Below are 26,424 nucleotides of genomic sequence, written 5' to 3' on the forward strand. Positions count from 1 at the left end.
TGACTACTCGCTGCCGAGGTCGATCGGTTCCCAGGGCTCGGCGACGGCGACACCGTCCCCGGTGGTCACAGCCTCGGGACGCACACCGCGCGCGTCGAGCTCGGACCACAGGCCCGCCAGCGCCCGGTCCGGGTCCAGCAGGTACTCCGACTCCCGGACGCGCCAGAACCGCCAGCCGCACCGTCGCAGCTCGCGCTCGCGTTCCATGTCGGCCCGCGCCTGTTCCGGGGTGCTCGTGAACTCGTCTCCGTCGCACTCGACGGCCAGCCGGCCGTCGGACCCGGTCACCACGAGGTCGATGACGCGGTTGTTCACCGACACCTTGGGGTTGACGTGGTACCCGCGGTCGCGGACATCGCAGAAGATGCGCTGCTCGAAGAGACTCTCGAACGGTTCCCGCCGCTCGTCGATCCCCACGTCGGCCGGCATCGGATCGACGAGGGCCTTCTGCGTGCGCTCGAGGTAGGTGAGCAGCGAGTAGCGGAGGTCGTTGCCGCGCAGGTCGTCCGACGTCACCGAGTGGAACAGCCACAGCTGCTCCATGGCACGCGACGCGGCCACGTTGAAGCGTCGCTGGGATTCGCTGCGGGTCAACGAGACCGGGTTGCGGTCGGTGGAGACCACCATCGACAGGAACACGACGTGGCGTTCGTCGCCCTGGAAGTCCGGTGGGGTGCCGACCCGGAGGAGACGGTCGTGCCACTCCTGCACGCTGATCGCCGACCGCAGCTTCTGGGTGATGACGTCGACCTGGCGCTGGCCCTGCAGGACCACGACACCGAACGTGAGACCGTCGTACCGCTCGTCGCCGATGCACTCGACCACCTGCGCCACCAGCGCATCGGCCTCGTCGAGATTGGTCAGCGCCGAGCCGTCACCGGTCGCCACGGCGTCGGACACGTACACCGATCGCAACGGCGGGAGGCGGTCCGCGCCGAACTGGCGCACGGGGACCAACGGCGAATCCGGGTAGAACTGGCGCGACGAGTACTCGATGATCTCGGGCATCGACCGGAAGTGCTCCCGCAGCCGCACGACGTGACCGAACCGGGTGCGCAGCATGGAGAACAGACTCGACCGCGGGGTGAGGCTGTCCCGCATGTACTGCGGCACGTCGTGCAGGTAGGAGTCGAGTTTGGTGAAGACGTCGTCGAGCCCGGCTCCCGCGAAACCGCCGGGGGCACACTGCCGGTCGTCACCGACGACGATGACGCGCGGGGCGAGCCACAGCAGGAACAGGCTGGTGATGTCGGCCTGGGACGCCTCGTCGACGATGACGACGTCGAACGAGTTCTGCTCGGGGGCGATCGACGACAACACCTGGGAGATCGGCATGATCCACGCGGGCACGGCGCCCTGCGCCTGCGTCATCGCCGACCGCGCCGCGGTGCGGAACCGCTCGGCGTGCTTGCCGGATCCCTTGCCCAGGTTGGTGATGTGGTCCCGGTAGGACTGCAGCGCCTGCACCTGGGTGACCGTCATCTGCTCCAGGCACTCTCGCCACGCGGCGGCGGCGGCGAGTCCCGCGGTGAAGTGGGCGATGTCGGCCTCGACCGCGTCGAGGTCGGCGGCCAGGCGCGCCTCCCGGTCGGGATCGCTGCGGTCCTGTGCCCATGCGTACGCGCGCCGCCACGACCACGCGTCGCCGAGGTCGCGCAGCCGCGCATCCCACGCCGGGTCGTCGGCGGTCTCGGTCAACACCCGGTGCAGCTCGGGCGCCTTCTGCTTGAGCCGCAACTCGAGCAGGTCCAACGCGCCCTGCCGGTCGCGTTCCGCTCGGGCGGTCGTGAACGCCCGCCGCGCGTCCTTGATGGCATCGATGTCACCGGCGGTCAGCGCGGCGATGAGCGCGTCACCCTCGACCGACGGCCCCTGGTCGGTCTCGGCGGCGAGGCTGCGCGCGCACTCCTCGAGTTCGCGGCGCGCGAGGACACCGTCGTTGGTCGCCGCGATCGCACCGGTCTGACGCGCGACCTCCTCGACCTCGTCGATCCCCTTGGGGCGCGGGCCACCCGGACTGATCGCCTCCAGCTGTCGGATGAGGGCATCCCGTCCGGTGAGCAGCTCGGAGATCCAGCCCAGCTGGGAGTCGAGCGACACGAGTCGACCCAGTTGCGCCGACCGCGACCCCGAGGTGTCCACGGAGACCTCGACATCGGCGAGCACCGCCTGCACGGTGGCGACGTTCTCCAGGACGCCGAGGTGATCGGCGACCATCTGGACCGACGCGGCGTCGGTGGCCGGGCGGCCGTCGACCGTCGCGGTCACGCCCAACGCCTCCACGGCCCGCTGCTGAGGCGATTTGCGGAAGCGCGAGCGCCACACGCCGCCGGAGCGCAGGTACTGCGCGGCCTCGTCGAACACGGCCGCGGCACCGGGGACGACGGGCTCGACGACGACGTCGTGGGTACCGATCTCGGCGTCACGTCGGGTCGCCTCGTCGATCACGGCAGAGATCTGGGTGACCCGGTTCCACAGGTAGGCAGCCGATCCCGACAACAGGCGCTCGGTCATCTCCTGCATCGGCGCGTCGAAGGTGCGCACCTCGCGCACAGCGGCGGCCAGGCGATCGCACCGCTCCTTGATGGCCGACAGGCGGGCGCTGTCGACATCGGCCAGGATGGCGAGCAGGGAGCCGTTGCCGGTCATCTTCTCGTGCGGTTGAGCGCGGAGTCGCGCGCAGATCGCGTCGAGGTCGACCGAGTCCGGCAGATGGTTCTCGAGGTCCGGGAGGTTCTGCCCCAACCGCTGCGCCCACGTGTCGTCGCGCTCGCGCAGCAGGGTCAGCAGCCGCGACATCTCGTCGGTGTCGAGTGGGGGCAGGACCGAGTCGAGCGGTCCCGGCAGCCAGTCGAAGCGGTCCTCGACGGCCTGGCACGCCCGCACGATCTGCGCCGCGGTGCCGCTGTAGCCGGGGGCCACCCACTCGTGCTTCTCGGTCTCGGACTCGCGCAGCTGCCAGATCTCCCGCAGTGTCTGCTCACGCTTCGCGCGGGCCTGATCGCGCTTGGAGCGCAGGTTCTTGATCTCCGAGGTGGCGACTCGCGACTGGAAGGAGCCCTTGCGCGCGGCGATCGCCGAGACGCTCTCCGCCAGGGAGGCGGACCCGTCCTTGGTCACGTCGGTGATGGCGACCGCCAGCTCACGCAGCTCGGGCGGCAGCTTGTCACGGAGGACCTGCAGGGCCTGCGCCTTCTCGCTGACGACGAGCACCCGCTGGCCCTTCGCCAGCAACGCCGACATCAGGTTGGCGATGGTGTGGGTCTTGCCCGTCCCCGGGGGACCCTCGACGACGACGCCGGAGTCGACGCCGAGCTGCGCGAGGATGTCGCGCTGTTCGACGTTCGACGGCAGTGGGTACAGCGCGTCCTCGACGAGCTCACCGGCCGACATCGCGCCGCTCGCGGCGAGTCGCTCGAGCCGTTCGGGTGCCTCGATCGGCTCCACCAGCTGGGCGAGGCCGATCGGGATGTCGGCGGAGGAGTCCCGCAGGGACGCCATCATCGTCTCGTAGTAGGCGAGGACAGCACTCGAACCGCGGTCCCGCAGGACGAGCGCCGGCCGCGGGGACACCGAGACACCCTCGGCGTCACCGGCCACCGTGGACCGCCACGACGCCAGGATCTCGTCGACGCCCGGCGCCACCGCCGACGCGACCGTGGCCAGGCGGTCGGCGATCGCGGCGGACCGACCGAGGTCGAAACCGTCGAGTCCGGTCAGGAGGTGGCCGTCGTGCAGTCGGGGCACCGAGTCGCCGGCGAGCCGGACCGTCACGACACCCGCGGTGTGGTCGTGCTCGGCCACCACGGCCTGGGTGATGAGGTGCTCGTCGAGGGTCGGTTCGGTGTCGGGTTCGGAGGGGTCGGTCACGGTCAGCAGACCCTGCGCGAGGACGATCTCGAGAGATTCGGGCCGCTCCGCGAGGTCGTCGAGCATCGCTGCGGCCTGGGCGTAGGCATCGGCGGTCGGGCCGGTGGACCGCACCTCGACGACCACGCCGCCGGGGGCGGCGCCGGACTTCACCGGGAGGTTCCACTCGTCGCCGAGCCAGAGGACCGACGGATGGTCACCGACGTCGCGGACCACGGTGGACCGGGCCGCGACGAGCTCGTGCAGGAACTGCAACAGACGGAGCACTCGGCCCCGTCGGTCGTCCCCGGACATCGCTTCGGTCATCAGGTCCTCTTCGCCCGCGCCACTCCTGCGTCGAGGTCGACGTTCTCCCTCGAGGTCGAGCTCAGGTCGACACTCCACCCGAGCAGGTAGAACGCTACCTGGTGAACGGTTGTCGGACGCAATGCACGGACCACGACACGACGAGGCGTCGGGAGCGTCCGGGGCGCGGGACCGGCGTCCTCAGGCGAGCAGCGCCGACCGGAACTCCGGATACCCGCCGTCGACCCATCGGACGTTGGTGTAACCGAGTTCGGCGATGCGTTCGGCGACACGGCGCGCCTGGGCGCGCACCGACACCACGGCGATCTCGGTGTCGAGGTCGGCCACGCACGACATCCGTCGTGGCGAGGTCGGGGCGAGGGCGTCCTCGAGGTCCGACGGCTCCACCACCACCGCACCGGGGAGCGATCCCTGGTGCCGCGCCACCTGCGGGCGGGTGTCGAGGACCACGGCGTGTCCCTCGTGGGTGTGTTCGACGGCCTCGGCCGCCGAGATGCGATCCACCACGGTCATGTGGTCCACCGGTCCTCGTATAGCGATTGTCATGGCGTCCGAGACGCCACCTCTCACCAGGGAGTCGTCCCACGCGTGCCGCGTGTTACGGCGCCGTGATCCGCGACGGGTGTCGCCGAGGCGTGCGAACCCGGATCAGCGCTTCGCGCCGCGACCGGCGACCTTGGGGGCGCCGCGCCGCCCGGGGCCGTCGAACCGACCGCCGCGACCCGACGACCGCTGCCTCGGCGGACCCTGGTCGGGGCCGATGTTGATGGGCTTGTTCGAGATCCGCGTCCGCCGCAGGGTCTCGAGGGTGTCGCGGGCGAGGTCGTCGGGCAGTTCCACGAGGCTGTAGTCGTCGCGGATGCTGATGTTGCCGAAGTCCGCGCGCGTCAGGCCGCCCTCGTTCGCGATGGCACCGACGATCGCGCCTGGTGTCACGCGATCACGCCGGCCGACTGCGATCCGGTAGGTCGCGAAGCGAGGCTGTCCCTCCCGGCGGGGGCGCTCCGGCCGATCGCCGCGCTGCGGGCGCTCCCCGGCGGGCGGGTCGGGGGTGAGGAAGAAACCGCCGTCGCGGGTCTCGAGCGCCAGTGCCGCCGCTATGTCGGCCATCGCCACGTCGTTGTCACGGGCGTAGTCCTCGACCAGCTTGCGGAAGGTGTCGAGGTTGTCCGACGCGAGGTTCTCGGTGATCGACTCCCCGAACTTGGCGACGCGCTGCGCGTTGACGTCGTCGACGCTGGGCAGGCTGATCTCGGTGAGGGGCTGGCGGGTCGCCCGCTCGATGGACCGGAGCATGTGCCGCTCCCGGGGCGAGACGAACAGCAGGGCGTTGCCGGACCGTCCCGCGCGTCCGGTCCGGCCGATCCGGTGGACGTAGGACTCGGTGTCGTGCGGGATGTCGTAGTTCACGACGTGACTGATCCGGTCCACGTCGAGGCCGCGCGCCGCGACGTCGGTGGCGACGAGGATGTCGACCGAACCCTTCTTCAGGGCGCTGATGGTGCGCTCGCGTTGCGCCTGCGCGATGTCACCGTTGATGGCGACGGCGGAGAACCCGCGCGCTCGCAGCTTCTCGGCCAGTTCCTCCGTCGCCGACTTGGTGCGGACGAACACGATCATCGCGTCGAACTGCTCGACCTCCAGCACCCGCGTCAACGCGTCGAGCTTGCGCTGGTGCGAGACCTGCAGGTAGCGCTGCGTGATGTTCTGCGCCGTCGCGGTCTTGGACTTGACGGTGATCTCGACCGGCTGCTTCAGGTACTTCTGCGCCAGGCGTCGGATGGAGCTGGGCATGGTCGCGCTGAACAGCGCGACCTGCTTCGAGTCGGGGGTGTCGGACAGGATCCGCTCGACGTCCTCGGCGAACCCCATCGTCAGCATCTCGTCGGCCTCGTCGAGGACCAGGAACTCCAGCTGCGACAGGTCGAGCGTGCCCTTGTCGAGGTGGTCGATGACGCGACCCGGTGTGCCGACGACGATCTGGGCGCCACGCCGCAGGCCCGAGAGCTGCACCGTGTAGGACTGGCCGCCGTAGATCGGGAGGACGCGCACGTCGGGCAGGTGGGATGCGTACTTGCCGAACGCCTCGGACACCTGCAGGGCGAGCTCACGGGTCGGCGCGAGGACGAGCGCACGCGGGGCCTTGCCGTCGGTGCTGATCCGCGACAGCACCGGGATCGCGAAGGCTGCGGTCTTGCCGGTGCCCGTCTGCGCGAGACCGACCACGTCGCGACCCTGCATGAGAGGCGGGATGGTCTCGGCCTGGATCGGCGACGGGCTCTCGTACCCGACGTCCTCGAGCGCCCGCAGAACCGGGAACGCGATGTCGAGGTCGGCGAACGTCACCCCGGTGTCGGGGGCACCGGATCCGTGCGAGTCACCGCCCGAGGTGTTCTCGTCGCCACTGCCTGAACCACTGCCGTCCACGTCTCACTCCGCTGTTCTCGGCCCTGACGGCCGTCGATTCGATCGTGTCGAACCGTTGCCCGCGTCCCCCGGTGAGCGTGTCCGACCTGCCCGTAGCACTCTAGACGCCGACCGGGCGCCCGGACGTATCCGCGAGAGTGCCCCGACGGTGACATCCATGACACCGCGACACGGCCTGTCGATGACACACCCGGACCGATACGTTTCATCCGCTGTTGCTACGGTCGTCGCAGCCCCGCCTCCGGGTAATCTGGATCACACTGTCGTCGCGACCGGATTGGCCGTTTCTCCGGCGGACGGCATCCATCGATCGGAGGCTCCCCCAGTGACCGCAGCAGCGACCAGTCCCCACGAGATCGTCGTGGACGACGACACGATCATCGTCGACTGCCCGATCCGACTGCGCGACGAGCGCGGGTCGATGAAGCTCTTCCGCCGCCGCGTGGACGGTGTGTGGACCGACGTCACCGCGCGGGAGTTCGCCGATCAGGTCGATGCCACCGCCAAGGGCCTCATCGCCTCCGGCGTCGAGGCCGGCGACCGCGTCGCCATCCTGTCCTCCACCCGCTACGAGTGGACAGTGCTCGACTACGCCATCTGGCGCGCGGGCGGTGCCACGGTCGCGATCTACGAGACCTCCGCGTCCGACCAGGTGAAGTACATCCTCACCGACTCCGGCACGACGGTCCTGCTCGTCGAGTCGACGAAGCAGCACGAGCAGCACAAGGCCGTCGTCGACGCCGCCGGGCTGCGCGAGACCCTCGTCATCGACGACGACATCCTGGGTGTCCTCGGTGCCCGCGGCGCCTCGGTCGACGACGCCGAGCTCGATCGCCGCCGCGCGGGCATGCACGCCTCGGACATGGCGACGCTGATCTACACCTCCGGCACCACCGGCAACCCCAAGGGCGTCGCCCTGACGCACGCCAACTTCCTGGGCGAGTGCCACAGCGTCCGCAAGACGCTGGGCCACGTCATGGCCGAGGGCCGCTCGACCCTGCTGTTCCTCCCGCTGGCGCACGTGTTCGCGCGGATGGTGGCCGTGGGTGCGATCGAGAGCGGCGTCGTGCTCGGCCACACGAACGACATCGCGAACCTGTTGACCGACTTCGAGAAGTTCCAGCCCAGCTACATCCTGTCGGTGCCGCGCGTGTTTGAGAAGGTCTACAACAGCGCCAAGCAGAAGGCCTACGACGGCGGCAAGGGCAAGATCTTCGACCGCGCGGCCGACACCGCGATCGAGTACTCGAAGGCCCTCGAGAAGGGCTCGCCCGGTCTCGCACTCAAGGCCAAGCACACCGTGTTCGACAAGCTCGTCTACTCGAAGCTGCGCGCTGCGCTCGGCGGACAGTGCGAGGACGCGATCTCCGGTGGCGCCCCGCTCGGTGAGCGGCTGGGCCACTTCTTCCGCGGCATCGGCGTCCCGGTCTACGAGGGCTACGGACTCACCGAGACCACCGCGGCCGTCACCGTCAACGCCCCCGGGGCGCAGCGCATCGGCACCGTCGGTCGTCCGGTCGCCGGCGGTGCGGTGAAGATCGCCGACGACGGGGAGATCCTGCTCAAGGGTCCGATGGTCTTCTCCGGCTACTGGCACAACGAGGAGGCCACCCGCGACACGTTCGACGGCGAGTGGTTCCGCACCGGCGACATCGGCACCCTCGAGGACGACTTCCTGCGGATCACCGGGCGCAAGAAGGAACTCATCGTCACCGCCGGTGGCAAGAACGTCTCCCCCGCCCCGCTGGAGGACGCGATCCGCGCCCATCCGATGGTCAGCCAGTGCCTCGTGGTCGGCGACAACAAGCCGTTCATCGCCGCGCTCATCACGATCGACGCGGAGTCGGTCCCCGGGTGGCTCGACCGGCACTCGCTGCCCGCCGACACCCCCATCTCGGAGCTCGCGACCAACGAAGACCTGCGCGCCGAGTTCGACGAGGCGGTCAAGCAGGCCAACACGAGGGTGTCGAAGGCCGAGCAGATCAAGAAGTTCACCGTCCTCGACTCCGATTTCACCATCGAGTCCGGTGAGATCACGCCGACGATGAAGCTCAAGCGCAACGTGATCCACGAGGCGCACGGCGACGAGATCGAGAAGCTCTACACGAAGTGACCCGTCGAGGTGGGTGCCGTCGGGCGCCCACCTCGGTGGTGTTCGTACGTCCTCCGGCGGGCGGCCTGAGCGCCGTCCCGCCCCGTCCGGCAGGAGCCGTCCCCGTGATCTTCATCGTCGTCCGGTTCCCCGTGAAGCCCGAGCACGCCGACGCCTGGCCGGAGCTGGTCGCCGACTTCACCGCGAGCACCCGCGGCGAGGAGGGGAACCTGTTCTTCGACTGGTCGCGCGGTCTCGACGACCCGAACGAGTACGTGCTGACCGAGGGCTTCGCCGACGACGCCGCCGAGGCGCACGTCACCAGCGACCACTTCAGGAAAGCCGTCGACGAGCTCCCGCAGTACCTCGCCCACACGCCGACGATCATCAGCGAGAAGATCGGCGCCGACGGCTGGGGACCGATGGGCGAGATGCAGGTCGACTGACGACCCGCCACGAGGGGTGCGTCAGGGCCCGCCGAGGAAGTCGAGCACCAACCGGTTGACCTCGGCGGGCCGTTCCACCTGCAGGAAATGTCCTGCGTCGGAGACGATCTCGACAGCACTGCCGTCCGGCAGGACATCGTCGACGGCCGCGGTGTACCCCACCTGCATGCATCCGTCGTCCGCGCCGTGGAGGTAGAGCATCGGTGCGAGCGGCCTCTTCAGCCAGAAGTCCTGCAGTTCCCGGTACCGCGCCTGCGGACGTCGCGGACGCACCTGCGCTCGGTAGTAGCCCAGGGCGGCGCGACGGTGCTCGGCGTCGGGCAGCGAGTCGAAGACATGCGGTAGGTCCCCGCTGGGATCGTGTCCGGGCGACCAGTCGCGCCACAGGCGCGGGATGAGGCGGTCGAGGGATGCCTCCGAGACACGGGGCATCTGGTTGAACGCCATGTACCAGCTCATCCGCGCCTGGCGGGCGAGCATGCGGACGGTCTCCGCAGGCGGGGCGACGGACCGCGTCATCGCGGGCACCGGCGGCACGGCCATCGAGACCACCCGTGCGAACGGGGACTTCGGCCACGCGGCGATGCCGTTCGCCGTCACCGCACCCCAGTCGTGGCCCACGAGCACCGCGGACTCGTCACCGACGAGTACGTGGTGCACACCGACCGCGTCGTGCATGAGCGCGCCGACGTGGTAGTCGCCGTCGGCGGGGATCTCGCTGGGGGCGTATCCGCGGGTGAACGGCGCGACCACGCGGAAGCCCCGGTCCGCGAGCGCAGGCCCGAGGTGTCGCCACGTGTAGGCCGAGTCGGGGTATCCGTGGAGCAGCACCGCGAGCGTGCCGGTGTCGGGACCCCAGGTGAGCGCGGACAACCGCAGCTCCGGCAGGGCGATGTCGATGCGACGGGCCTCGCTGCTCATCGCCTCAGCTTAGGAGACGGCCCCGGACGTCCCGACCGCCACCGACGCGCGCTCGCGTCCCCCGCCCACCGAACCGAACCGCAGTGCGGGGTCGAGCACGCGACCCCGGCGCAGGATGAGCGCGTCGTGGTAGTAGTTCATCCCCAGCTGCCAGGGTCGTCGGCCGCCCGCTCGCGGGAAGGTGTCGATGGACCGCACGATGTAGTTCGCCTCGCAGTCGAGCAGAGGCTCGGTGCGGACGTCCGCCGGTGCGACGGGCACGAAGGTGTCGTGGCCGTGTCGCCGCATGTGGCGCACCAGTCGACGGAAGTGTTCCCCCACCAGGTCGGCCTTGAGGGTCCACGACGCATTGGTGTAGCCGATGGTGAAGACCAGGTTGGGCAGGCCGCTGAGCATCATGCCCTTGTAGGAAAGCGTGTCCGACACGGGCTTGTCGATGCCGTCCACTGAGAGGCGCACGCGTCCGAAGGCCAGCATCTGCAGGCCGGTGGCGGTGACGACGATGTCGGCGGGCACCACCTCGCCGGCCGACGTCACGATCCCGTCGGCTCGGACGTGGTCGATGGTGTCGGTGACGATGGAGGCCGATCCGTCCGACAGGACCCGGAACAGGTCGCCGTCGGGCGCGAGACACATCCGCTGGTCCCAGGGGTCGTACCTGGGCGTGAAGTGCCGGTCGAGGTCGAAGTCGTCAGGCAGTTGTGCGGCGTTCTCCGACCGGATGACGCCGCGCATGCGGTCCGGCCACCGTCGGCACGCCTGATACAGCGCGGTGTCGATGGCGACGTTCTTGGCGCGGGTGATCGCGGAGGCGGCGCGCCGTCCGATGAGCCGCGCGAGTCGCTCGTCGGCACTGTCCCGGCTGGGGAACGACATCACGTAGGTCGGCGACCGCTGCAGCATCGTGACGTGGCCGGCAGTCCGCGCCAGCGCCGGGACCAGCGTGATCGCGGTGGCGCCGCTGCCGACGACGACGACGCGTCGCCCCGAGTGGTCGAGGTCGGCGGGCCAGTGCTGGGGGTGCACCACCGGCCCGTCGAAGTCCTCGAGTCCGGGGATGAGGGGCTGGTGACCCCGGTCGTAGTCGTAGTAGCCCGTGCACAGGTAGAGGAAGCGCGCCCGGACGACCACCGGGTCGTCCTGACCGTCGACGCTCGCCCGCACCGTCCACCGCGCTGTCGCGGTGTCGAAGTCCGCGTCGGTCACGCGGTGCCCGAACCGGATGTTGTCGAGGGTCCCGTCGCGCCGAGCGGTCGCCTCGATGTAGTCACGGATCCGAGCACCCGACACGATCGAATCGGAGTCGGTCCAGCGGTTGTGGCGGTAGCTGAGGCTCTGCATGTCCGAGTCGCACCGCACACCCGGGTACCGGAAGAGATCCCACGTGCCGCCGATGCGGTCCCGGGCCTCGAGCACCACGAGGCTGTCGCCGACGGCCTGACGCGCATGGTGCGCCGCCCCGATGCCGGACAGCCCGGCACCCACGATGGCGACCTCGACCTCGATGGCTGACACCGACTCCCCCTGATCTCGCGCCTCACGCCGCCGATGCGGCAGGTGCCGCGAGCCTGACACGGGGGTGCGCGAGCGGGTGCATGCTCGCGTCGTCGTTGGGACGCGCCACAAGTGTGGTGGCGTCCTCGGTGCATGCAGTGAGAACGGGTGCGCAAGAGGAGACTCGAACTCCCACGGGTTGCCCCACTGGAACCTAAATCCAGCGCGTCTGCCAGTTCCGCCACTCGCGCGTGTGCAGCGCCACCTTACTCGGTTGACCAGCCCGGACTCGGTGCGCGGTACCGTCGTCGCGTGACCACCGCAGCTCGCCGACGCCACCGACCCGCACTCATCGTGCTGGTGATCGTGGCGTTCCTGGTGTGTCTCGGTCTGGCGTGGTGGCAGTGGACCCGCTTCGAGTCGACGTCGGGGACCGGGCAGAACCTGGGCTATGCGCTGCAGTGGCCCGCGTTCGCCGCCTTCGTCGTCTACGCCTACCGCCGGTTCGTCGTCCTCGAGAGCGACCCCGACGAGGTGGCGAAGATGGATCCACGCGCGCACGGTGCGATCGAGGTCCCGGCCGACGTCCTCCCCCAGCGGCCGGCCTCGACCCCGGTGACCATCACCCTCGACGACGACGCCACCCCGGAGGACCGCGCCCACGCCGAGTACAACCGGTATCTGTCCGAACTCGCCCGACGGGACCACGCATGACCGTCGGCGCACCAGCGATGCAGGAGAACACGTGACGAGCCCCGACCCCACGACGAAGCAAGCTCCCGTGGCCGCCACACCGGCTGCGGCGACGAAGATCCGTGGCGCGCTGCTGCGCTATCGGGTGCTGGCCTGGGTGACCGGTCTGTGGCTGCTGCTGCTCGTGGTCGAGCTGATCCTCAAGTACGGGTTCGGCGTCGACTCACTGGACTTCGTCCCGATCGTTCACGGCTGGGTGTACTTCGTGTACCTGATCATGGCGATCGACCTGTCGATCCGCGTGCGGTGGCCGATCGGGAAGACCGTCGTCACCCTCATCGCGGGCACGATCCCGTTCCTGTCGTTCTATGTCGAGCACATCCGCACCCGCGAGGTCCGCGCCCAGTTCGACGTGTGACCCGGTTCCCGCGACCGGTTCTGCGTCGCGCGACCGTCACACCGGTCGCGTCTGTCCGATGCGGTCGCGTCTGACCGATGCAGTCGCGTGGAGGCGGTCGTCAGGACCCCGCACCCAGCTCGCGCAGAACCGGGAGCAGATGGACGAGCGCCCGGGAGCGATGGCTGAGAGCGTCCTTCTCGGCGGGTGAGAGCTGGGCCGCGGTACGCCCGGCGACCGATCCGCCGGACAGCTCGTCGTCGTCGGGGACGAAGATCGGGTCGTACCCGAAACCGTTGTCGCCCAGAGGACCGTCGACGATCCGCCCGCGCCACTCCCCACGCACCACATGCTGTCCGCCTGCAGGCGTGACGAGCGCACAGGCGGAGACGAACGCCGCGCCGCGCCGCTCGGCGGGCACATCGGACATCTGGCCGAGCAGCAGTCGCAGGTTGGCCTCGTCGTCGCCGTGACGTCCCGCCCAGCGCGCGCTGAGCACTCCGGGCATGCCCCGCAGGGCGTCGACCTCGAGACCGGAGTCGTCGGCGAGACACGCGAAACCCGTGGCGGCGCAGCCGTCGACGGCCTTGACGAGGGCGTTCTCCTCGAACGTCGCACCCGTCTCCGGCGTCTCCGGGAACGGCGGGACCTCGTCGAGCCCGACGATGTGCACACCCGAGATGCCCTCGGACGCGACGAGACGGCGCAGCTCGGTCAGCTTCTTCGCGTTGCGGCTCGCGACGAGCAGGGTGGTCGCGGCGGGGGTGGTCACACGCCGGGGGCGGTCGGCAACGGCGCACCGAGCGCCTCGCGCTGCGCGTCGAAGAGGCGGTCGGTGCCCAGAGCGGCCATGTCGAGCATCTTGTCCAGGGTCGCCCGCGAGAAGGTGGCCCCCTCACCGGTGCCCTGGATCTCCACGAGGGTCCCCGCGTCGGTGGTGACGACGTTCATGTCGACCTCTGCGCGGGAGTCCTCCTCGTAGGGGAGGTCGAGACGCACGCGGCCGTCCACCACACCGACGCTCACCGCGGCGATGGCGCAGGAGATGGGCTGGGGGTCGGCGAGGAGGTTGCGCTCGTTCAGCAGCGCGACGGCGTCGACGAGGGCGACGTAGGCGCCGGTGATCGCCGCGGTACGGGTGCCCCCGTCGGCCTGCAGGACGTCACAGTCGAGAGCGATCGTGTTCTCCCCCAACGCCGCCAGGTCGATGCAGGCGCGCAGCGATCGACCGATGAGGCGACTGATCTCCTGCGTCCGGCCGCCGACCTTGCCCTTGACCGACTCGCGCTGCGACCGGGAGTGGGTGGCGGCGGGGAGCATCGCGTACTCGGCGGTCAGCCACCCGAGACCGGAGCCGCGCCGCCAGCGCGGGACACCTTCCTCGACGCTGGCCGTGCACATCACGCGCGTCTTGCCGAACTCGACGAGAACCGATCCGGCGGGGTGGTCGGTGAAGCCCCGGGTGATGCGGATGGGGCGCATCTCGTCGTCGGCGCGGCCGTCTGCTCGTCTGCTCACGCGGCCAACTCTAACGATCCCCGGCACGCGGGCGGTGTCGGATCACCGGCAGCGCGGTCAGACGTCGAAAACCCGTCCGGGACGGGCCACGTCGATCGGTCCGGCGAACTCGGCGGTCGCCTCGGCGACGACGTCGTCGACGGACGTCCACGGCGGGATGTGGGTGAGCACCAGCGACCACACCCCGGCCTTCGTCGCGATACGGCCGGCCTCGGTGCCCGACAGGTGCAGGCCCGGGGGCCGCTCGTCGGGAGCATGCGTCCACGACGCCTCGCACAGGAAGACGTCCGCGTCCCGGGCGAGGTCCACCACGGCGTCGCACTCGGCGGTGTCACCGCTGAACGCGAGGACACGCCCGTCGGGGTCGGTGATGCGCATCCCGTACGTCTCCGGCGGGTGCGCGACGCGCGTGGGGACCACCGTCAGGGGGCCGAGCTCGACGGGCTCGCCCTCCGCCCAGTGGTGCACGTCGAACGTGTCGGTGATGTCGTCGATCTGACCCGCGTACTCCGACGAGGCGGCGCCGATGCGCGCACCGGTCCCCTGCGGTCCCCAGAGGGGAACACGCACCGAGGCGGGCACCGGGTGATATCGCCGCCAGACGAGCAGGCCCGGCAGATCCAGGCAGTGGTCGGCGTGCAGATGACTCAGCATCACGGTGACGTCGTTCGGGTCGTGGACCCGTTGCAACGCCCCCAGGACCCCCGGCCCGAAGTCGAGGACCACCGGCTGGTGGCCGTCGACCGTCAGCAGATATCCCGATGCCGCACTCTCGGGCCCGATCACGCTGCCCGAGCTCCCCAGAACGGTCACTCGCATGCCGTTCACTGTGCCACGTGACGCGCACCACAGCGATCAACCCCGGGCCGTCACTCGGACGAGGTGTGGTCAGACGTGGTGGACGGCGCCCACCGCGGGTCCGAGGAACCGCGCCGACAGGCGGGCGAAGGACGCCGGATCGCCGGTGGCGGTGAACTCGCGCCGAGCGGGTCGGCCGGTGTGCGGTCGCAGCGTGTCGTTCTCGGTGAGGACTCGCAGGACGTCCTTGGCCGTCTCCTCGGCACTGGACACCAGGGTGACCTCGTCGCCCATGGCGAGCTGGATGACGCCGGACAGCAGCGGGTAGTGCGTGCATCCCAGGACGACGGTGTCGACGCGGGCCTGCTGCAACGGCTCGAGGTATCCCTGCGCGAGCCCGAGGATCTGTCGACCCGAGGTGATGCCCCGCTCGACGAAGTCCACGAACCGCGGGCAGGCGACCGTGGTCAGCTCGACGCCCGTCGCGGCGGCGAACGCGTCGTCGTACGCGCGGGACGCGATCGTCGCCGCGGTCCCGATCACCCCGATCCGTCCGGTCCGCGTGGTGGCGACGGCGCGGCGGACCGCGGGCAGGATCACCTCGACAACCGGGACGGGATAGCGCTCGCGGGCGTCCCGCAGACATGCCGCCGACGCGGTGTTGCAGGCGATGACCATGACCTTGACGTCCCGTGCCGCGAGGTCGTCGCCGACGGCAAGCGCGTGCCGCCGGACCTCGGGGATGCGTAGCGGTCCATAGGGCCCGTTCGCAGTGTCCCCGACGTAGACGATGTCCTCGTCGGGGAGTTGGTCGACGATGGCACGCGCGACCGTCAGACCGCCGACGCCGGAGTCGAAGATGCCGATCGGTGCGTCGTGGCGGGGGTCGACGTCGCTCACCGGCGGGGCTCGACGAGCGGCGATGGGGCCGCGGCGCGGCGGCGGCGGTCACGCCCTGCCAGCGCCCATGCGGCGACGACGCCGCCGACCGCGCCGAACAGGTGCGCCTGCCAGGACACCTGCGGCTGACCGGGCAGCACTCCCCAGAGGACCGAGCCGTAGACGAGGAGCAGCAGCACCCCGATCCCGATCTGTGCCGGCGAGCGGTTGAACAGTCCGCGGACGAGCAGGAACGCCAGCCAGCCGAAGATGATCCCCGACGCCCCGATGGTCACGGAGGTGGCCGGCCCGAACAGGAACACACCGATCCCGGAGAAGGCCCACACGACAAGGGTCGTGATCACGAACCGTCGGGCCAGAAGGAGCAGGAAACCCAGGACCGCGGCGGGGACCGCATTCGAGGTCAGGTGGTCGAAGCCGGCGTGCAGGAACGGCGAGGTGAGGATCCCCCACCACCGGTCGGTGTCACGGGGGTGGATGCCGTCGTCGTCGAGGCGGTTGTCCGCCGCGGCGTCGAACGCCTCGACGAGGTAGAGCACCCCGATCACCAGCGCGATGACGACGGCCGATCGGATCCACAGGACCCGGCGCGGCTGCGCACCGCCGGCGGCGCTCGGCACGGCAGCCGTGCCGCCACGGGTGGTCATCGACCCGTCGTGGGGCGATCCGGGGGGAAACATGTCCGTCGCACTCCTCGGGTCGGGTCACCCGAGGATACCGACGCTGCGAGACCGGGCTGTCAGCCGTCGAACGCCGACGGCAGGGCGTCCCGGTAGGCCGGGATGTCGGCCACGCCGGTCGCGCTGACCACGGCGTCGACGATCGCGCGGCGGGTGACGTCGGCGGCCGCGGCGCCCAGACGCGCCAGCGCCCCGACCGTCGGCGACATCCCCGACGGCACCCGGGGGTCGTCGGGCAACTCCACCGCACCGGTCGCGACGGCGAACACCGTGTCGCCGTCGAGCGGGGAGTGCACGGGACGGATGGCGTGCGCGAGACCGTCGTGGGCCGCGATCGCGATCCGACGGGTGGTCGCGGGATCGAGTCGGGCGTCGGTGGCGACGACGCCGATCGTCGTGTTCAGCACCGTCGCCTTCGACCGCAGGTCCCGCAGTGCGTCGATGTCGGTCGCTGTCGGTGTCGTGAGTTCATGGAGCCGGAGTTCGTCCGGCGCTGCATCCCACGGCAGTCCGGTGCGCGGGTCGACGACGTCACCGACCGGGTTGGCAACCATCACCGCGCCGACGGTGACATGGACTCCGTCACCGAGATCGACCGTCGTCGACGCGGTGCCGACACCCCCCTTGAGAACCCCCGCCCGCGCCCCGGCGCCGGCGCCCACCGAGCCCCGCGCGACGTCCCCACCGGCCGCGAGCAGCGCCGCCCGTCCCATCGCGGCGTCAGGCCGATCTCGCCACCAGCCCACGGGGAGGTCGAAGACGACCGCCGCGGGCACGATCGGGACCACACCTCCCCTGCCGTCCATGGACAGTCCGACACCGCGCTCCTCCAGCGCGAGCATCACCCCGTCGGCGGCCGCGAGTCCGTAGGCGCTCCCGCCCGTGAGGACGATCGCGTGCACCGTCTGCACGCTGTTCGACGGGTCGAGGAGGTCGGTCTCGCGCGTCCCGGGTCCGCCCCCGCGCACGTCGATCGCGGCCACCGACCCCTCCGGCACCGTCACCACGGTCACCCCGGTGGCCCATCCCGATCCCGGGACGTCGGGGGTCGCGACGACGACGTCGGGGTCGACGCGCTGCGCATGCCCGACAGCGATGCCCACGACGTCGGTGATCGACCCGCGGGCGGTGGTCACCGCGAGGCGCCCATGACCGCGACCACCAGCAGTTCCTGCACCACGGTCAACCAGTGATAGACGTCGAGGTGGGCTGCCTGCGGGTCGTCGGGCGGGAGGTGGTCGGGGGTTGACTCGGTGACACCCAGCATCGCCCCGAGGGCCAGACGCACGTCGTTGACGGCCGTCAACCACTGCTCGGCCTGTACCCGCGTCAGCGAGATGTCGCCGCCGCCGGACGGGAGCGTCTCGAGGACCGTGTGCAGCGCCTGGGACTTCGCGGCGAGGATGTGCGGTTCGTGCACGCTGCGCAGGGCACCGTTGAGGTCGCCGGTGACGGCGTCCGCCCCGAGGTGGCGGTCCTGGTCGGGCCGGTGGAAATCGGGGAGCAGCCGTCCGAGCGTGGCGTCCTGCGGTGCCGACGAGTGCCCCACCGGGATGCCCGTCATCGCGGCGAGCTCGTCGTCGGGGGCGGTCGACGCGCGCTCGTCGAGGAGCTCGGTCATCGACGACACCAGCGACGAGATCAGTTCGCTCTCGTGGGCGTCCACCCGACTGGTGATCCGCAACGACTCCCCGCGGCCACGCCGCTTCCAGTTCTGCACCGTCTCAGCCGTCGCGCTGCATCGTCGCCCACAGACCGGCCGCGTGCAGTTTCCGTACGTCGATCTCCACCTTGTCGCGATCGCCGCTCGAGACGACGGCTTTGCCCTCGGTGTGCACCTGCATCATCAGCTCCGCCGCCTTCGCCTCGGAGTAGCCGAAGATCTTCTGGAACACGTAGGTGACGTAGCGCATGAGGTTGACCGGGTCGTCCCAGACGATGGTCATCCAGGGACGGTCGTCGGAGGTGTCGGAGTCAGCCGTGTCGGGGTCGGCGACAGCGGCCCCACCCGGGGTAGCCTCATGCCGTCCGTCGGCCACGACGACGGCGCCGCGCGACCGTCGGGACGTCTCGGAGCGGGCGCCCGCGGTCGGCCTCAGTCCGCGCATGGCCACAAGGGTAGGTGATGGTGAGCATCGAGAACACGGCTCTGTTCACCGACCGGTACGAGCTCACGATGGTCTCGGCCGCACTCCGGGACGGCTCGGCGCAACGCCCCTGCACGTTCGAGGTGTTCGCCCGCCGACTCCCCGACGGTCGCAGGTACGGCGTCGTCGCGGGCACCGGGCGTCTCGTCGAGGCCCTCGCGGGCTTCCGTTTCGGCATCGACGAACTCGCGTCCCTGCGCGGCGTGGTCGACCCCGACACCCTCACCTGGCTCGGCGACTACCGCTTCACCGGGTCGATCGACGGCTACCGGGAGGGTGAGCTCTTCTTCCCCGGCTCACCGATCCTCACCGTCCGGGCGACGTTCGCCGAGGCCGTGGTCCTCGAGACGCTGATCCTGTCGATCCTCAACCACGACAGCGCGATCGCCTCCGCGGGCGCACGCATGGTCACTGCCGCGGCGGGACGACCGATCATCGAGATGGGCTCGCGCCGCACGCACGAGTCGGCCGCGGTCGCCTGCGCCCGCGCCGCATATCTCGCGGGCATGTCCAGCACGTCCAACCTGGAGGCCACCCGGCGCTACGGGGTGCCCGGCGCCGGCACCAGCGCCCACTCGTTCACCCTCCTGCACACCGGGCCGGACGGGCCCGACGAGGCCGCAGCGTTCGCCGCCCAGATCGACGCGCTCGGTGTCGGGACGACGCTGCTCGTGGACACCTACGACATCACCCGCGGCGTCGCGACCGCCGTCGAGGTGGCGGGCACCGACCTCGGTGGCGTCCGCATCGACAGCGGCGACCTCGGCGTCCTGGCCCGCCAGGTCCGCGCCCAGCTCGACTCCCTCGGCGCCGACCGGACGCGGATCGTCGTCTCCGGCGACCTCGACGAGTACGGCATCGCCGCCCTGCGCGCCGAACCCGTCGACGCCTACGGCGTGGGTACCCAGCTCGTGACCGGGAGCGGCGCGCCGACGGCCGGGATGGTCTACAAGCTCGTCGAGGTCGACGGGATCGGGGTGGCCAAGCGGGCCAGTCACAAGGAGTCGCGGGGCGGCGCCAAGTCGGCGGTCCGGTCGGCGCGACCGACCGGGACCATCGTCGAGGAGATCGTCTACGCGGCCGGTGCGGAGGTGCCCGCGGTGCCCGGGCTGACCACCACGCCGCTGCAGATCCCGCTCATCCGGGACGGCGAGCCCGTCGCGGGTCTCCCCACGCTGACCGACAGCCGCACACACCTGGCCGACGCCCTGGTCAGCCTGCCGTGGGAGGGACTCGGCCTGTCGTCGGGCGACCCCGCGATCCCCACCCGGTACGTCCTCCCGTGAGCGCGATCCCCGGCGTCGGCGACCTCCTCGCCGACGCGGTGTCCGCGCTGGGCGGGACACGCCGCGACGGTCAGCTCGCGATGGCCACCGCCGTGGCGAACGCCATCGACACCGGTGAGCACCTCGCCGTGCAGGCCGGCACGGGCACGGGCAAGTCGCTGGCCTATCTCGTCCCCGCGCTCCGCCACGCCGTCGACTCGGGGTCCACGGTGGTGGTCTCGACGGCGACGATCGCGCTGCAACGACAGCTCGTCGACCGCGACCTCCCCCGCCTGGCGAAGGCGCTCACGAAGCCCCTGGGCCGCGAACCGGTGTTCGCGATCCTCAAGGGCCGCGCGAACTACGTGTGTCTGAACAAGATCCACTCCGGGGAGGCGCAGGAGGAGACGGGTGAGCTGTTCGACCCCTTCACCTCCTCGCGCGTCGGCCGTGAGGTGGTGCGTCTGCGGGAGTGGGTGAGCGACACCGAGACCGGCGACCGCGACGACCTGCCGACGGCGGTCATCGACCGGTCGTGGCGCCAGGTCAGCGTCTCCGCCCGGGAGTGCCTCGGCGCGAGTTCCTGCACCTACGGCGCCGACTGCTTCGCCGAGAAGGCGCGCGGACGCGCTGGGCACGCCGACGTCGTCGTCACCAACCACGCTTTGCTGGCGATCGACGCCATCAGCGGGTTCAACGTGCTGCCCGAGCACAGCGTGGTCATCGTCGACGAGGCCCACGAACTCGTCGACCGGATCACCTCGGTGGCCACGGCCGAGATGGCCCCGGCGACGCTCGGGATGCTCGCCCGCCGTTGCGGCAAGCTCGTCGACGAGGAACTCGCCGACGACGTCGCCGGTGCGGGCGAACTGCTCGCGCGACTGCTCGACGAGACCTCCCCGGGACGGTGGACCCGCCTGCCCGACGGGGCGGCGGCGGTGTTCGCCGCGATCCGCGACCGGTTGTGGCGGACCCGCTCGGCGATCGGCCCGGCGCAGTCCGGCACCGACTCCGCCGCCGCGGCCGCGCGGTCGGCCGCCATCACCGGGCTCGACGAGGCCCACGACACCGCCGTGCGCATCCTGGGCGCGTTCGACGAGCCCGACGAGTCCCGACGACGGGACGTGGTCTGGGTCGACGAGGACGCCGTCAAGGACGACCGTCGCCGCGTGCTGCGGGTGGCGCCGCTGTCGGTCGGCGGCCTGCTGCGGTCCTCGCTGTTCGCCGACGCCACCGCCGTCCTCACCTCGGCCACGCTCACCATCGGCGGCAACTTCGACGCGCTCGCGGCGACCTGGGGTCTGCCCATCGCCGGTCGCAGCGCCGCCGAGACCGTCCCGCCGACGGCGCCCACCTCCGGCCCCGCCGGGACCGACGAGTCGGTGTACGCCCTGTCCGACCTCACGGCGTCGGGCAAGCCGGTTCCGTCCGACGGCGCCTCCGTCCGGTGGACCGGCCTCGACGTGGGCTCCCCGTTCGACCACGCGAAGGCCGGCATCCTCTACATCGCCACCCACCTCGACCCACCGGGGCGTGCGGGGATGTCGTCGTCGACTCTCGACGAGATGGTCGCCCTCATCGAGGCTGCCGGGGGCCGCACGCTCGGCCTGTTCTCGTCGACGCGGGGTGCGAAGGAGGCTGCGGCGGCGGTCCGCGAGCGGATCTCGCTGCCGGTGCTGTGCCAGGGTGACGCGCCGACCGGTCAGCTGGTGCAACGATTCGCCGACGACGAGGCGACCTGCCTGTTCGGGACGCTGTCGCTGTGGCAGGGCGTCGACGTGCCCGGCCCGTCGCTGTCGCTGGTGCTCATCGACCGCATCCCGTTCCCGCGTCCCGACGACCCGCTGCTCGTCGCGCGTCAGAGTGCGGTGGCGGCCCGGGGCGGCAACGGCTTCCTCGCGGTGGCCGCACACCACGCCGCACTGCTGCTGGCCCAGGGAACGGGCCGTCTGCTGCGCAGCACCGCCGACCGCGGGGTGATCGCCGTGCTCGACCCCCGTCTGGCGACCGCCCGCTACGGCGGCTTCCTGCGGGCATCCCTGCCGCCGTACTGGCAGACCACCGACCCCGCGAAGGTCCGTGCCGCGCTCGCGCGGCTCGGGGACCGGTCCAGCGTCTGACCGGCCACCACCGACCGCGTCGATCCCCTACGGTTGAGACGACTCCCCCGACGCGTGGCCCCACGCGTCCCCCGGCAGAGAGGTGGACGACCGCGTGATCGGACGTATCGGCATCGACGACGTCGCCCCGGTGATCACCAACGGGCAGTTCGCCGCGAAAGCCGTTGTCGGCGAGTTCGTCCCGGTGAGCGCGACGGTCTGGCGCGAAGGCCACGACGCCGTCGCCGCCACCCTGCACGTCGACGGGCCCGGCCGGGCGTCGGCGATCGAGACGCCGATGGTGCGCGCGCACGAACCCGACACCTGGAACGCGGGGTTCGTCCCCACCGAGGTCGGGTACTGGACGTTCCGCATCGACGCGTGGAGCGATCCGTACGCCACCTGGCATCACGCGGTCACCGCCAAGCTCGACGCCGGACAGGGTGCCGACGAGCTGGCCAACGACCTCGAGATCGGCGCCCGCCTGCTCACCCGGGCCGCCGAGGGGGTGCCGCCCTCCGACCGTCGACTCCTCGACGACGCCGCGGCCTCGCTGCGTGACGACCGGGACCTCGCGATCCGCGTCCGTCCGGCGCTGTCCCCCGAGGTGGCGGCGGTTCTCGCCGACAACCCCGTCCGGGAGCTGCTCACGAAGGGCCGGTCCCACCGGGTGTGGGTGGACCGTGCCCGCGCGCTGTTCGGGTCCTGGTACGAGATGTTCCCCCGCTCCACCGGGGGGTGGGACGACGAGGGTCGTCCGGTCCACGGCACCTTCCTCACCGCCGCCGCCGATCTCCCCCGTATCGCGGAGATGGGCTTCGACGTGGTCTACCTGCCACCCATCCACCCGATCGGCAAGGTCAACCGCAAGGGACCGAACAACACGCTCACCCCCGGGCCCGACGATCCCGGTTCACCGTGGGCGATCGGCTCGGACGAGGGTGGCCACGACGCGATCCACCCCGAGCTGGGGACCCTCGAGGACTTCCGCTGGTTCCTCTCGCGCGCACGGGAACTCGACATGGAGGTGGCGATCGACCTCGCCCTGCAGTGCGCGCCGGACCACCCCTGGGCGATCGAGCACCCCGAGTGGTTCACGGTCCTGCCCGACGGCTCCATCGCGTACGCGGAGAACCCGCCGAAGAAGTACCAGGACATCTACCCGGTCAACTTCGACAACGACCGCGCCGGGATCTACCGCGCCGTGCTCGGCGTCGTCCTGCACTGGGTGTCGGTGGGGGTCAAGATCTTCCGGGTCGACAACCCGCACACCAAGCCGCCGGACTTCTGGGAGTGGCTGATCGCCGAGGTGAAGAAGCGCGACCGCGACGTGCTGTTCCTCTCCGAGGCGTTCACCCGGCCGGCGCGTCTCTACGGTCTGGCCAAGCTCGGGTTCACCCAGAGCTACACGTATTTCACGTGGCGCACCGCCAAGTGGGAGCTCACCGAGTTCGGCAGGGAGATCGCCGATCACGCCGACGAGGCGCGTCCGAACCTGTTCGTGAACACCCCCGACATCCTGCACGAGAGCCTGCAGACCGGCGGGCCGGGCATGTTCGCGCTGCGCGCGGCACTCGCGGCCACCCTGGCCCCCACCTGGGGCGTGTACTCCGGATACGAGCTCTTCGAGTCGCGTCCGGTGCGGGAGGGCAGCGAGGAGTACCTCGACTCCGAGAAGTACGAGCTGCGGCCCCGTGACTACAAGGCGGCGGCGTCGCGGGGCGACTCGCTGGAGCCGTGGATCACCTCGCTCAACGAGATCCGTCGCCGCCACCCTGCGCTGCAACAGTTGCGCTGCATCACCTTCCACCACGTCGAGAACGACGCGATCATCGCCTACTCCAAGGTCGACCCGGTCACGGGTGACCGGGTGGTGGTCGTGGTGAACCTCAACCCGTTCGGCGCCGAGGAGTCCACGGTGTGGCTCGACATGCCGTCGATCGGCCAGGACTGGAACGACCGGTTCTCGGGGATCGACGAGGTGACCGGGGAGCACTTCCACTGGGGCCAGGCGAACTACGTTCGCCTCGAGCCGTGGCGCGCGGTCGCCCACATCGTCGCGCTGCCGCCGGTGGACCGCGCGACGGCGACCCGCCTCGCCCACCGACTGCCGTCCCAGGAGGCGACCCCGTGACCCCGCCCGACACAGCACCCCGCCCGGACCCGGCGCCGCTGCCGGATCCCACGCTGCGCGAGGTCGACCTGCATCTCCTGCGCAGCGGAACACATCACGACCCGCACTCGGTGCTCGGTGCCCACCCGGTCGCCGGCGGGACGGTCCTGCGCACCATCCGCCCCGGGGCGACGGCCGTGGTCGCCGTCATCGGCGGTGTGGACCACCCGCTGCGCCATCAGTCCGACGACCTCTACGTCGCCGCGATCGACATCGAGGATCTCGTCGACTACCGCTATCGCGTCTCCTACCCCGACGGCGCGGGTGGCACCACCGAGCACCTCGTCGCCGACGGCTACCGGTTCCTGCCGACCCTGGGCGAGCTGGATCTGCACCTGTTCGCCGAGGGACGTCACGAGCGTCTCTGGGACATCCTCGGCGCACACCTGCGCTCCTTCGACACCCCCGACGGGATGGTGTCCGGGACGTCGTTCTCCGTCTGGGCCCCGGATGCCGTCGGGGTCACGGTGACCGGCTCGTTCGACGGATGGTCGGGGCGCGGCACACCCATGCGGTCGCTGGGGTCCAGCGGCGTGTGGGAGCTCTTCATCCCCGACGTCGGTGAGGGCACCCGGTACAAGTTCCGCGTCACCGGCCGCGACGGGGGCGTCCGGGAGAAGGCCGACCCCATGGCGCGGCGCACCGAGGTGCCGCCCGCCACCGCGTCCATCGTCGACGCCTCGTCGCACACCTGGGGCGACGACGCCTGGATCACCCGTCGCGCTGCATCGGTGCCCACCGCGGAGCCGATGAGCGTCTACGAGGTGCACCTCGGTTCGTGGCGTCCCGGTCTCGACTACCGACAGCTCGCGACCGAGCTCGGCGAGTACGTCGAGCAGATGGGGTACACCCACATCGAGCTGCTGCCGGTCGCCGAGCACCCGTTCGGTGGGTCCTGGGGGTACCAGGTGACGTCGTACTACGCCCCGACGTCGCGCTTCGGCACGCCCGACGACTTCCGCACGTTCGTCGACGCACTCCACTCCCGCGACATCGGCGTCATCGTCGACTGGGTGCCCGCCCACTTCCCGAAGGACGAGTGGGCGCTCGCACGCTTCGACGGCACCCCGCTCTACGAGCACGCCGATCCCCGACGCGGCGAGCAACTCGACTGGGGCACCTACGTGTTCGACTTCGGTCGCAACGAGGTCCGCAACTTCCTCGTGGCGAACGCCCTCTACTGGTTCGAGGAGTTCCACATCGACGGCCTGCGCGTGGACGCGGTCGCATCGATGCTTTACCTCGACTACTCCCGACCCGAGGGCGGGTGGACACCGAACGTCCACGGGGGCAGGGAGAACCTGGAGGCGGTGCAGTTCCTGCAGGAGATGAACGCGACCGTCCACAAGCTCTTCCCCGGCGTGGTCACCGCGGCCGAGGAGTCGACGTCATGGCCCGGCGTCACCCGGGACACCGCTCTCGGCGGACTCGGCTTCACCATGAAGTGGAACATGGGGTGGATGCACGACACGCTCGGCTACCTCGGGCGCGACCAGATCCATCGCAGCCACCACCACCACGAGATCACGTTCTCGCTGATGTACGCGTGGAGCGAGAACTTCATCCTGCCGATCAGCCACGACGAGGTCGTACACGGCAAGGGCACCCTGTGGTCCCGGATGCCCGGGGACTCCCGGACGAAGGCGGCCGGCGTCCGCGTCGCCCTGGCGTACATGTGGGCACACCCCGGCAAGCAGCTGCTGTTCATGGGCCAGGACTTCGGACAGACCGCGGAGTGGTCCGAGGAACGCGGCCTGGACTGGGATCAACGGACCGGGTGGGAGGGAGAACTGCACGCGGGGATCGAGTCCCTCGTGGCCGACCTCAACCGCGTCTACCGCGCGACGCCGGCGCTGTTCACCCAGGACGTCACCCCGAACGGCTACTCGTGGATCGACGCGAACGACACCGCCGGCAACATCATCAGCTTCCTGCGGTTCGGCAGCGACGGCAGCGTGCTGGCGGCGGTGTTCAACTTCTCGGGCACCACCCGCACCGACTACCGCGTCGGTCTCCCCGTCGCCGGGGTGTGGCGCGAGGTCCTCAACACCGACTCACCGCACTACAGCGGGTCCGGCGAGGGGAACCTCGGCGCGGTCACCGCCGTCGAGGACGCCTGGCACGGTCGTCCCGCTTCGGCACGGATGACGTTGCCGGCCAACGGCGCCGTGTGGATCGTCCCGGAGAGCTGACCGGCC

The 26,424-nt window shown here is 70.7% G+C and carries 21 protein-coding genes and 1 tRNA gene; 8 read left to right on the forward strand and 14 right to left on the reverse strand.

Going from position 1 to position 26,424, the window contains the following annotated elements; translation table 11 throughout:
* Positions 1-3: 3 nt before the first annotated feature.
* The 3 genes from LX14_RS17025 to LX14_RS17035 form a co-directional block, all read right to left on the reverse strand.
* Entirely contained in the window at positions 4-4,176 is a 4,173-nt protein-coding gene (locus LX14_RS17025) for a PDDEXK-like endonuclease domain-containing protein (RefSeq protein WP_253648506.1), read from the reverse strand.
* A 180-nt stretch (positions 4,177-4,356) separates the two neighbouring features.
* The gene (locus LX14_RS17030; RefSeq protein ID WP_253648507.1) at positions 4,357-4,689 is read right to left on the reverse strand and encodes a rhodanese-like domain-containing protein; all 333 of its coding nucleotides are present in this window, start codon (positions 4,687-4,689) and stop codon (positions 4,357-4,359) included.
* Positions 4,690-4,824: 135 nt separating this feature from the next.
* The gene (locus LX14_RS17035; protein WP_253648595.1) at positions 4,825-6,522 is read right to left on the reverse strand and encodes a DEAD/DEAH box helicase; all 1,698 of its coding nucleotides are present in this window, start codon (positions 6,520-6,522) and stop codon (positions 4,825-4,827) included.
* A 406-nt stretch (positions 6,523-6,928) separates the two neighbouring features.
* Between LX14_RS17035 and LX14_RS17040 the strand changes: the two genes are divergently transcribed.
* Positions 6,929-8,716, forward strand: a complete 1,788-nt coding sequence (locus LX14_RS17040) for an AMP-dependent synthetase/ligase (RefSeq protein ID WP_253648508.1) — start codon at positions 6,929-6,931, stop codon at positions 8,714-8,716.
* A gap of 104 nt (positions 8,717-8,820) precedes the next feature.
* Positions 8,821-9,141 (forward strand): putative quinol monooxygenase, encoded by a 321-nt coding sequence (locus tag LX14_RS17045; RefSeq protein WP_253648509.1) that lies wholly within the window; start codon positions 8,821-8,823, stop codon positions 9,139-9,141.
* 21 nt (positions 9,142-9,162) lie between these two features.
* On the opposite strand, the gene LX14_RS17050 is transcribed toward LX14_RS17045, so the two are convergent.
* The 3 genes from LX14_RS17050 to LX14_RS17060 form a co-directional block, all read right to left on the reverse strand.
* Positions 9,163-10,062: an alpha/beta fold hydrolase gene (locus tag LX14_RS17050; RefSeq protein ID WP_253648510.1), complete on the reverse strand. Its 900-nt coding sequence runs from the start codon at positions 10,060-10,062 to the stop codon at positions 9,163-9,165.
* Positions 10,063-10,071: 9 nt separating this feature from the next.
* Positions 10,072-11,577 (reverse strand): flavin-containing monooxygenase, encoded by a 1,506-nt coding sequence (locus LX14_RS17055; protein WP_253648511.1) that lies wholly within the window; start codon positions 11,575-11,577, stop codon positions 10,072-10,074.
* Positions 11,578-11,725: 148 nt separating this feature from the next.
* A tRNA-Leu gene (locus LX14_RS17060) sits at positions 11,726-11,807 on the reverse strand.
* Positions 11,808-11,868: 61 nt separating this feature from the next.
* Between LX14_RS17060 and LX14_RS17065 the strand changes: the two genes are divergently transcribed.
* Complete coding sequence (locus LX14_RS17065) at positions 11,869-12,270, forward strand: transcriptional regulator (protein ID WP_253648512.1); 402 nt, start codon at positions 11,869-11,871, stop codon at positions 12,268-12,270.
* Between the two features lie 67 nt (positions 12,271-12,337).
* Complete coding sequence (locus LX14_RS17070) at positions 12,338-12,667, forward strand: DUF3817 domain-containing protein (protein ID WP_253648596.1); 330 nt, start codon at positions 12,338-12,340, stop codon at positions 12,665-12,667.
* Between the two features lie 100 nt (positions 12,668-12,767).
* Here the strand turns inward: LX14_RS17070 and LX14_RS17075 are convergent, their stop codons facing one another.
* The 8 genes from LX14_RS17075 to clpS form a co-directional block, all read right to left on the reverse strand.
* Positions 12,768-13,418 carry a non-canonical purine NTP pyrophosphatase gene (locus tag LX14_RS17075; protein ID WP_253648513.1) on the reverse strand — a complete coding sequence of 217 codons (651 nt, stop codon included), beginning with the start codon at positions 13,416-13,418 and terminating at the stop codon, positions 12,768-12,770.
* Complete coding sequence (gene rph, locus LX14_RS17080) at positions 13,415-14,164, reverse strand: ribonuclease PH (RefSeq protein ID WP_253648514.1); 750 nt, start codon at positions 14,162-14,164, stop codon at positions 13,415-13,417. The genes LX14_RS17075 and rph overlap by 4 nt, the downstream gene beginning before the upstream one ends.
* 57 nt (positions 14,165-14,221) lie before the next feature.
* Complete coding sequence (locus LX14_RS17085) at positions 14,222-14,983, reverse strand: cyclic nucleotide-degrading phosphodiesterase (RefSeq protein ID WP_253648515.1); 762 nt, start codon at positions 14,981-14,983, stop codon at positions 14,222-14,224.
* 69 nt (positions 14,984-15,052) lie between these two features.
* The gene (gene murI / locus LX14_RS17090) at positions 15,053-15,862 is read right to left on the reverse strand and encodes a glutamate racemase (RefSeq protein ID WP_253648516.1); all 810 of its coding nucleotides are present in this window, start codon (positions 15,860-15,862) and stop codon (positions 15,053-15,055) included.
* Entirely contained in the window at positions 15,859-16,509 is a 651-nt protein-coding gene (locus LX14_RS17095; RefSeq protein ID WP_253648517.1) for a rhomboid family intramembrane serine protease, read from the reverse strand. Before LX14_RS17095 ends, murI begins: the two co-directional genes overlap by 4 nt.
* Positions 16,510-16,601: 92 nt before the next feature.
* Positions 16,602-17,678 carry a P1 family peptidase gene (locus LX14_RS17100; RefSeq protein ID WP_253648518.1) on the reverse strand — a complete coding sequence of 359 codons (1,077 nt, stop codon included), beginning with the start codon at positions 17,676-17,678 and terminating at the stop codon, positions 16,602-16,604.
* Positions 17,675-18,262, reverse strand: coding sequence for an oxidative stress transcriptional regulator AosR (gene aosR, locus LX14_RS17105; protein WP_253648519.1), 588 nt, complete (start codon positions 18,260-18,262; stop codon positions 17,675-17,677). Before aosR ends, LX14_RS17100 begins: the two co-directional genes overlap by 4 nt.
* 4 nt (positions 18,263-18,266) lie before the next feature.
* Positions 18,267-18,650, reverse strand: a complete 384-nt coding sequence (clpS, locus tag LX14_RS17110; protein ID WP_253648520.1) for an ATP-dependent Clp protease adapter ClpS — start codon at positions 18,648-18,650, stop codon at positions 18,267-18,269.
* A gap of 20 nt (positions 18,651-18,670) precedes the next feature.
* Between clpS and LX14_RS17115 the strand changes: the two genes are divergently transcribed.
* The 4 genes from LX14_RS17115 (at position 18,671) to glgB (ending at position 26,418) form a co-directional block, all read left to right on the forward strand.
* Positions 18,671-19,975: a nicotinate phosphoribosyltransferase gene (locus LX14_RS17115; protein ID WP_253648597.1), complete on the forward strand. Its 1,305-nt coding sequence runs from the start codon at positions 18,671-18,673 to the stop codon at positions 19,973-19,975.
* A complete protein-coding gene (locus tag LX14_RS17120; RefSeq protein ID WP_253648521.1) occupies positions 19,972-22,074 on the forward strand; it encodes an ATP-dependent DNA helicase in 2,103 nt (700 codons plus the stop codon). Before LX14_RS17115 ends, LX14_RS17120 begins: the two co-directional genes overlap by 4 nt.
* Positions 22,075-22,168: 94 nt before the next feature.
* Positions 22,169-24,187, forward strand: a complete 2,019-nt coding sequence (locus LX14_RS17125) for a maltotransferase domain-containing protein (protein ID WP_253648522.1) — start codon at positions 22,169-22,171, stop codon at positions 24,185-24,187.
* Between the two features lie 38 nt (positions 24,188-24,225).
* The gene (gene glgB, locus LX14_RS17130; RefSeq protein ID WP_301283857.1) at positions 24,226-26,418 is read left to right on the forward strand and encodes a 1,4-alpha-glucan branching protein GlgB; all 2,193 of its coding nucleotides are present in this window, start codon (positions 24,226-24,228) and stop codon (positions 26,416-26,418) included.
* Positions 26,419-26,424: the final 6 nt, after the last annotated feature.

Origin of the sequence: Williamsia deligens (assembly GCF_024171765.1) — a bacterium.
Lineage (GTDB): Bacteria > Actinomycetota > Actinomycetes > Mycobacteriales > Mycobacteriaceae > Williamsia_A > Williamsia_A deligens.

What these genes read in the sequence shown, in the direction of transcription:
- LX14_RS17025 (WP_253648506.1), bottom strand. Translation starts at nt 4,176, where the DNA reads ATGACCGAAGCGATGTCCGGGGACGACCGACGGGGCCGAGTGCTCCGT.
- LX14_RS17030 (WP_253648507.1), bottom strand. Translation starts at nt 4,689, where the DNA reads ATGACCGTGGTGGATCGCATCTCGGCGGCCGAGGCCGTCGAACACACC.
- LX14_RS17050 (WP_253648510.1), bottom strand. Translation starts at nt 10,062, where the DNA reads ATGAGCAGCGAGGCCCGTCGCATCGACATCGCCCTGCCGGAGCTGCGG.
- LX14_RS17085 (WP_253648515.1), bottom strand. Translation starts at nt 14,983, where the DNA reads ATGCGAGTGACCGTTCTGGGGAGCTCGGGCAGCGTGATCGGGCCCGAG.
- LX14_RS17095 (WP_253648517.1), bottom strand. Translation starts at nt 16,509, where the DNA reads ATGACCACCCGTGGCGGCACGGCTGCCGTGCCGAGCGCCGCCGGCGGT.
- clpS (WP_253648520.1), bottom strand. Translation starts at nt 18,650, where the DNA reads ATGCGCGGACTGAGGCCGACCGCGGGCGCCCGCTCCGAGACGTCCCGA.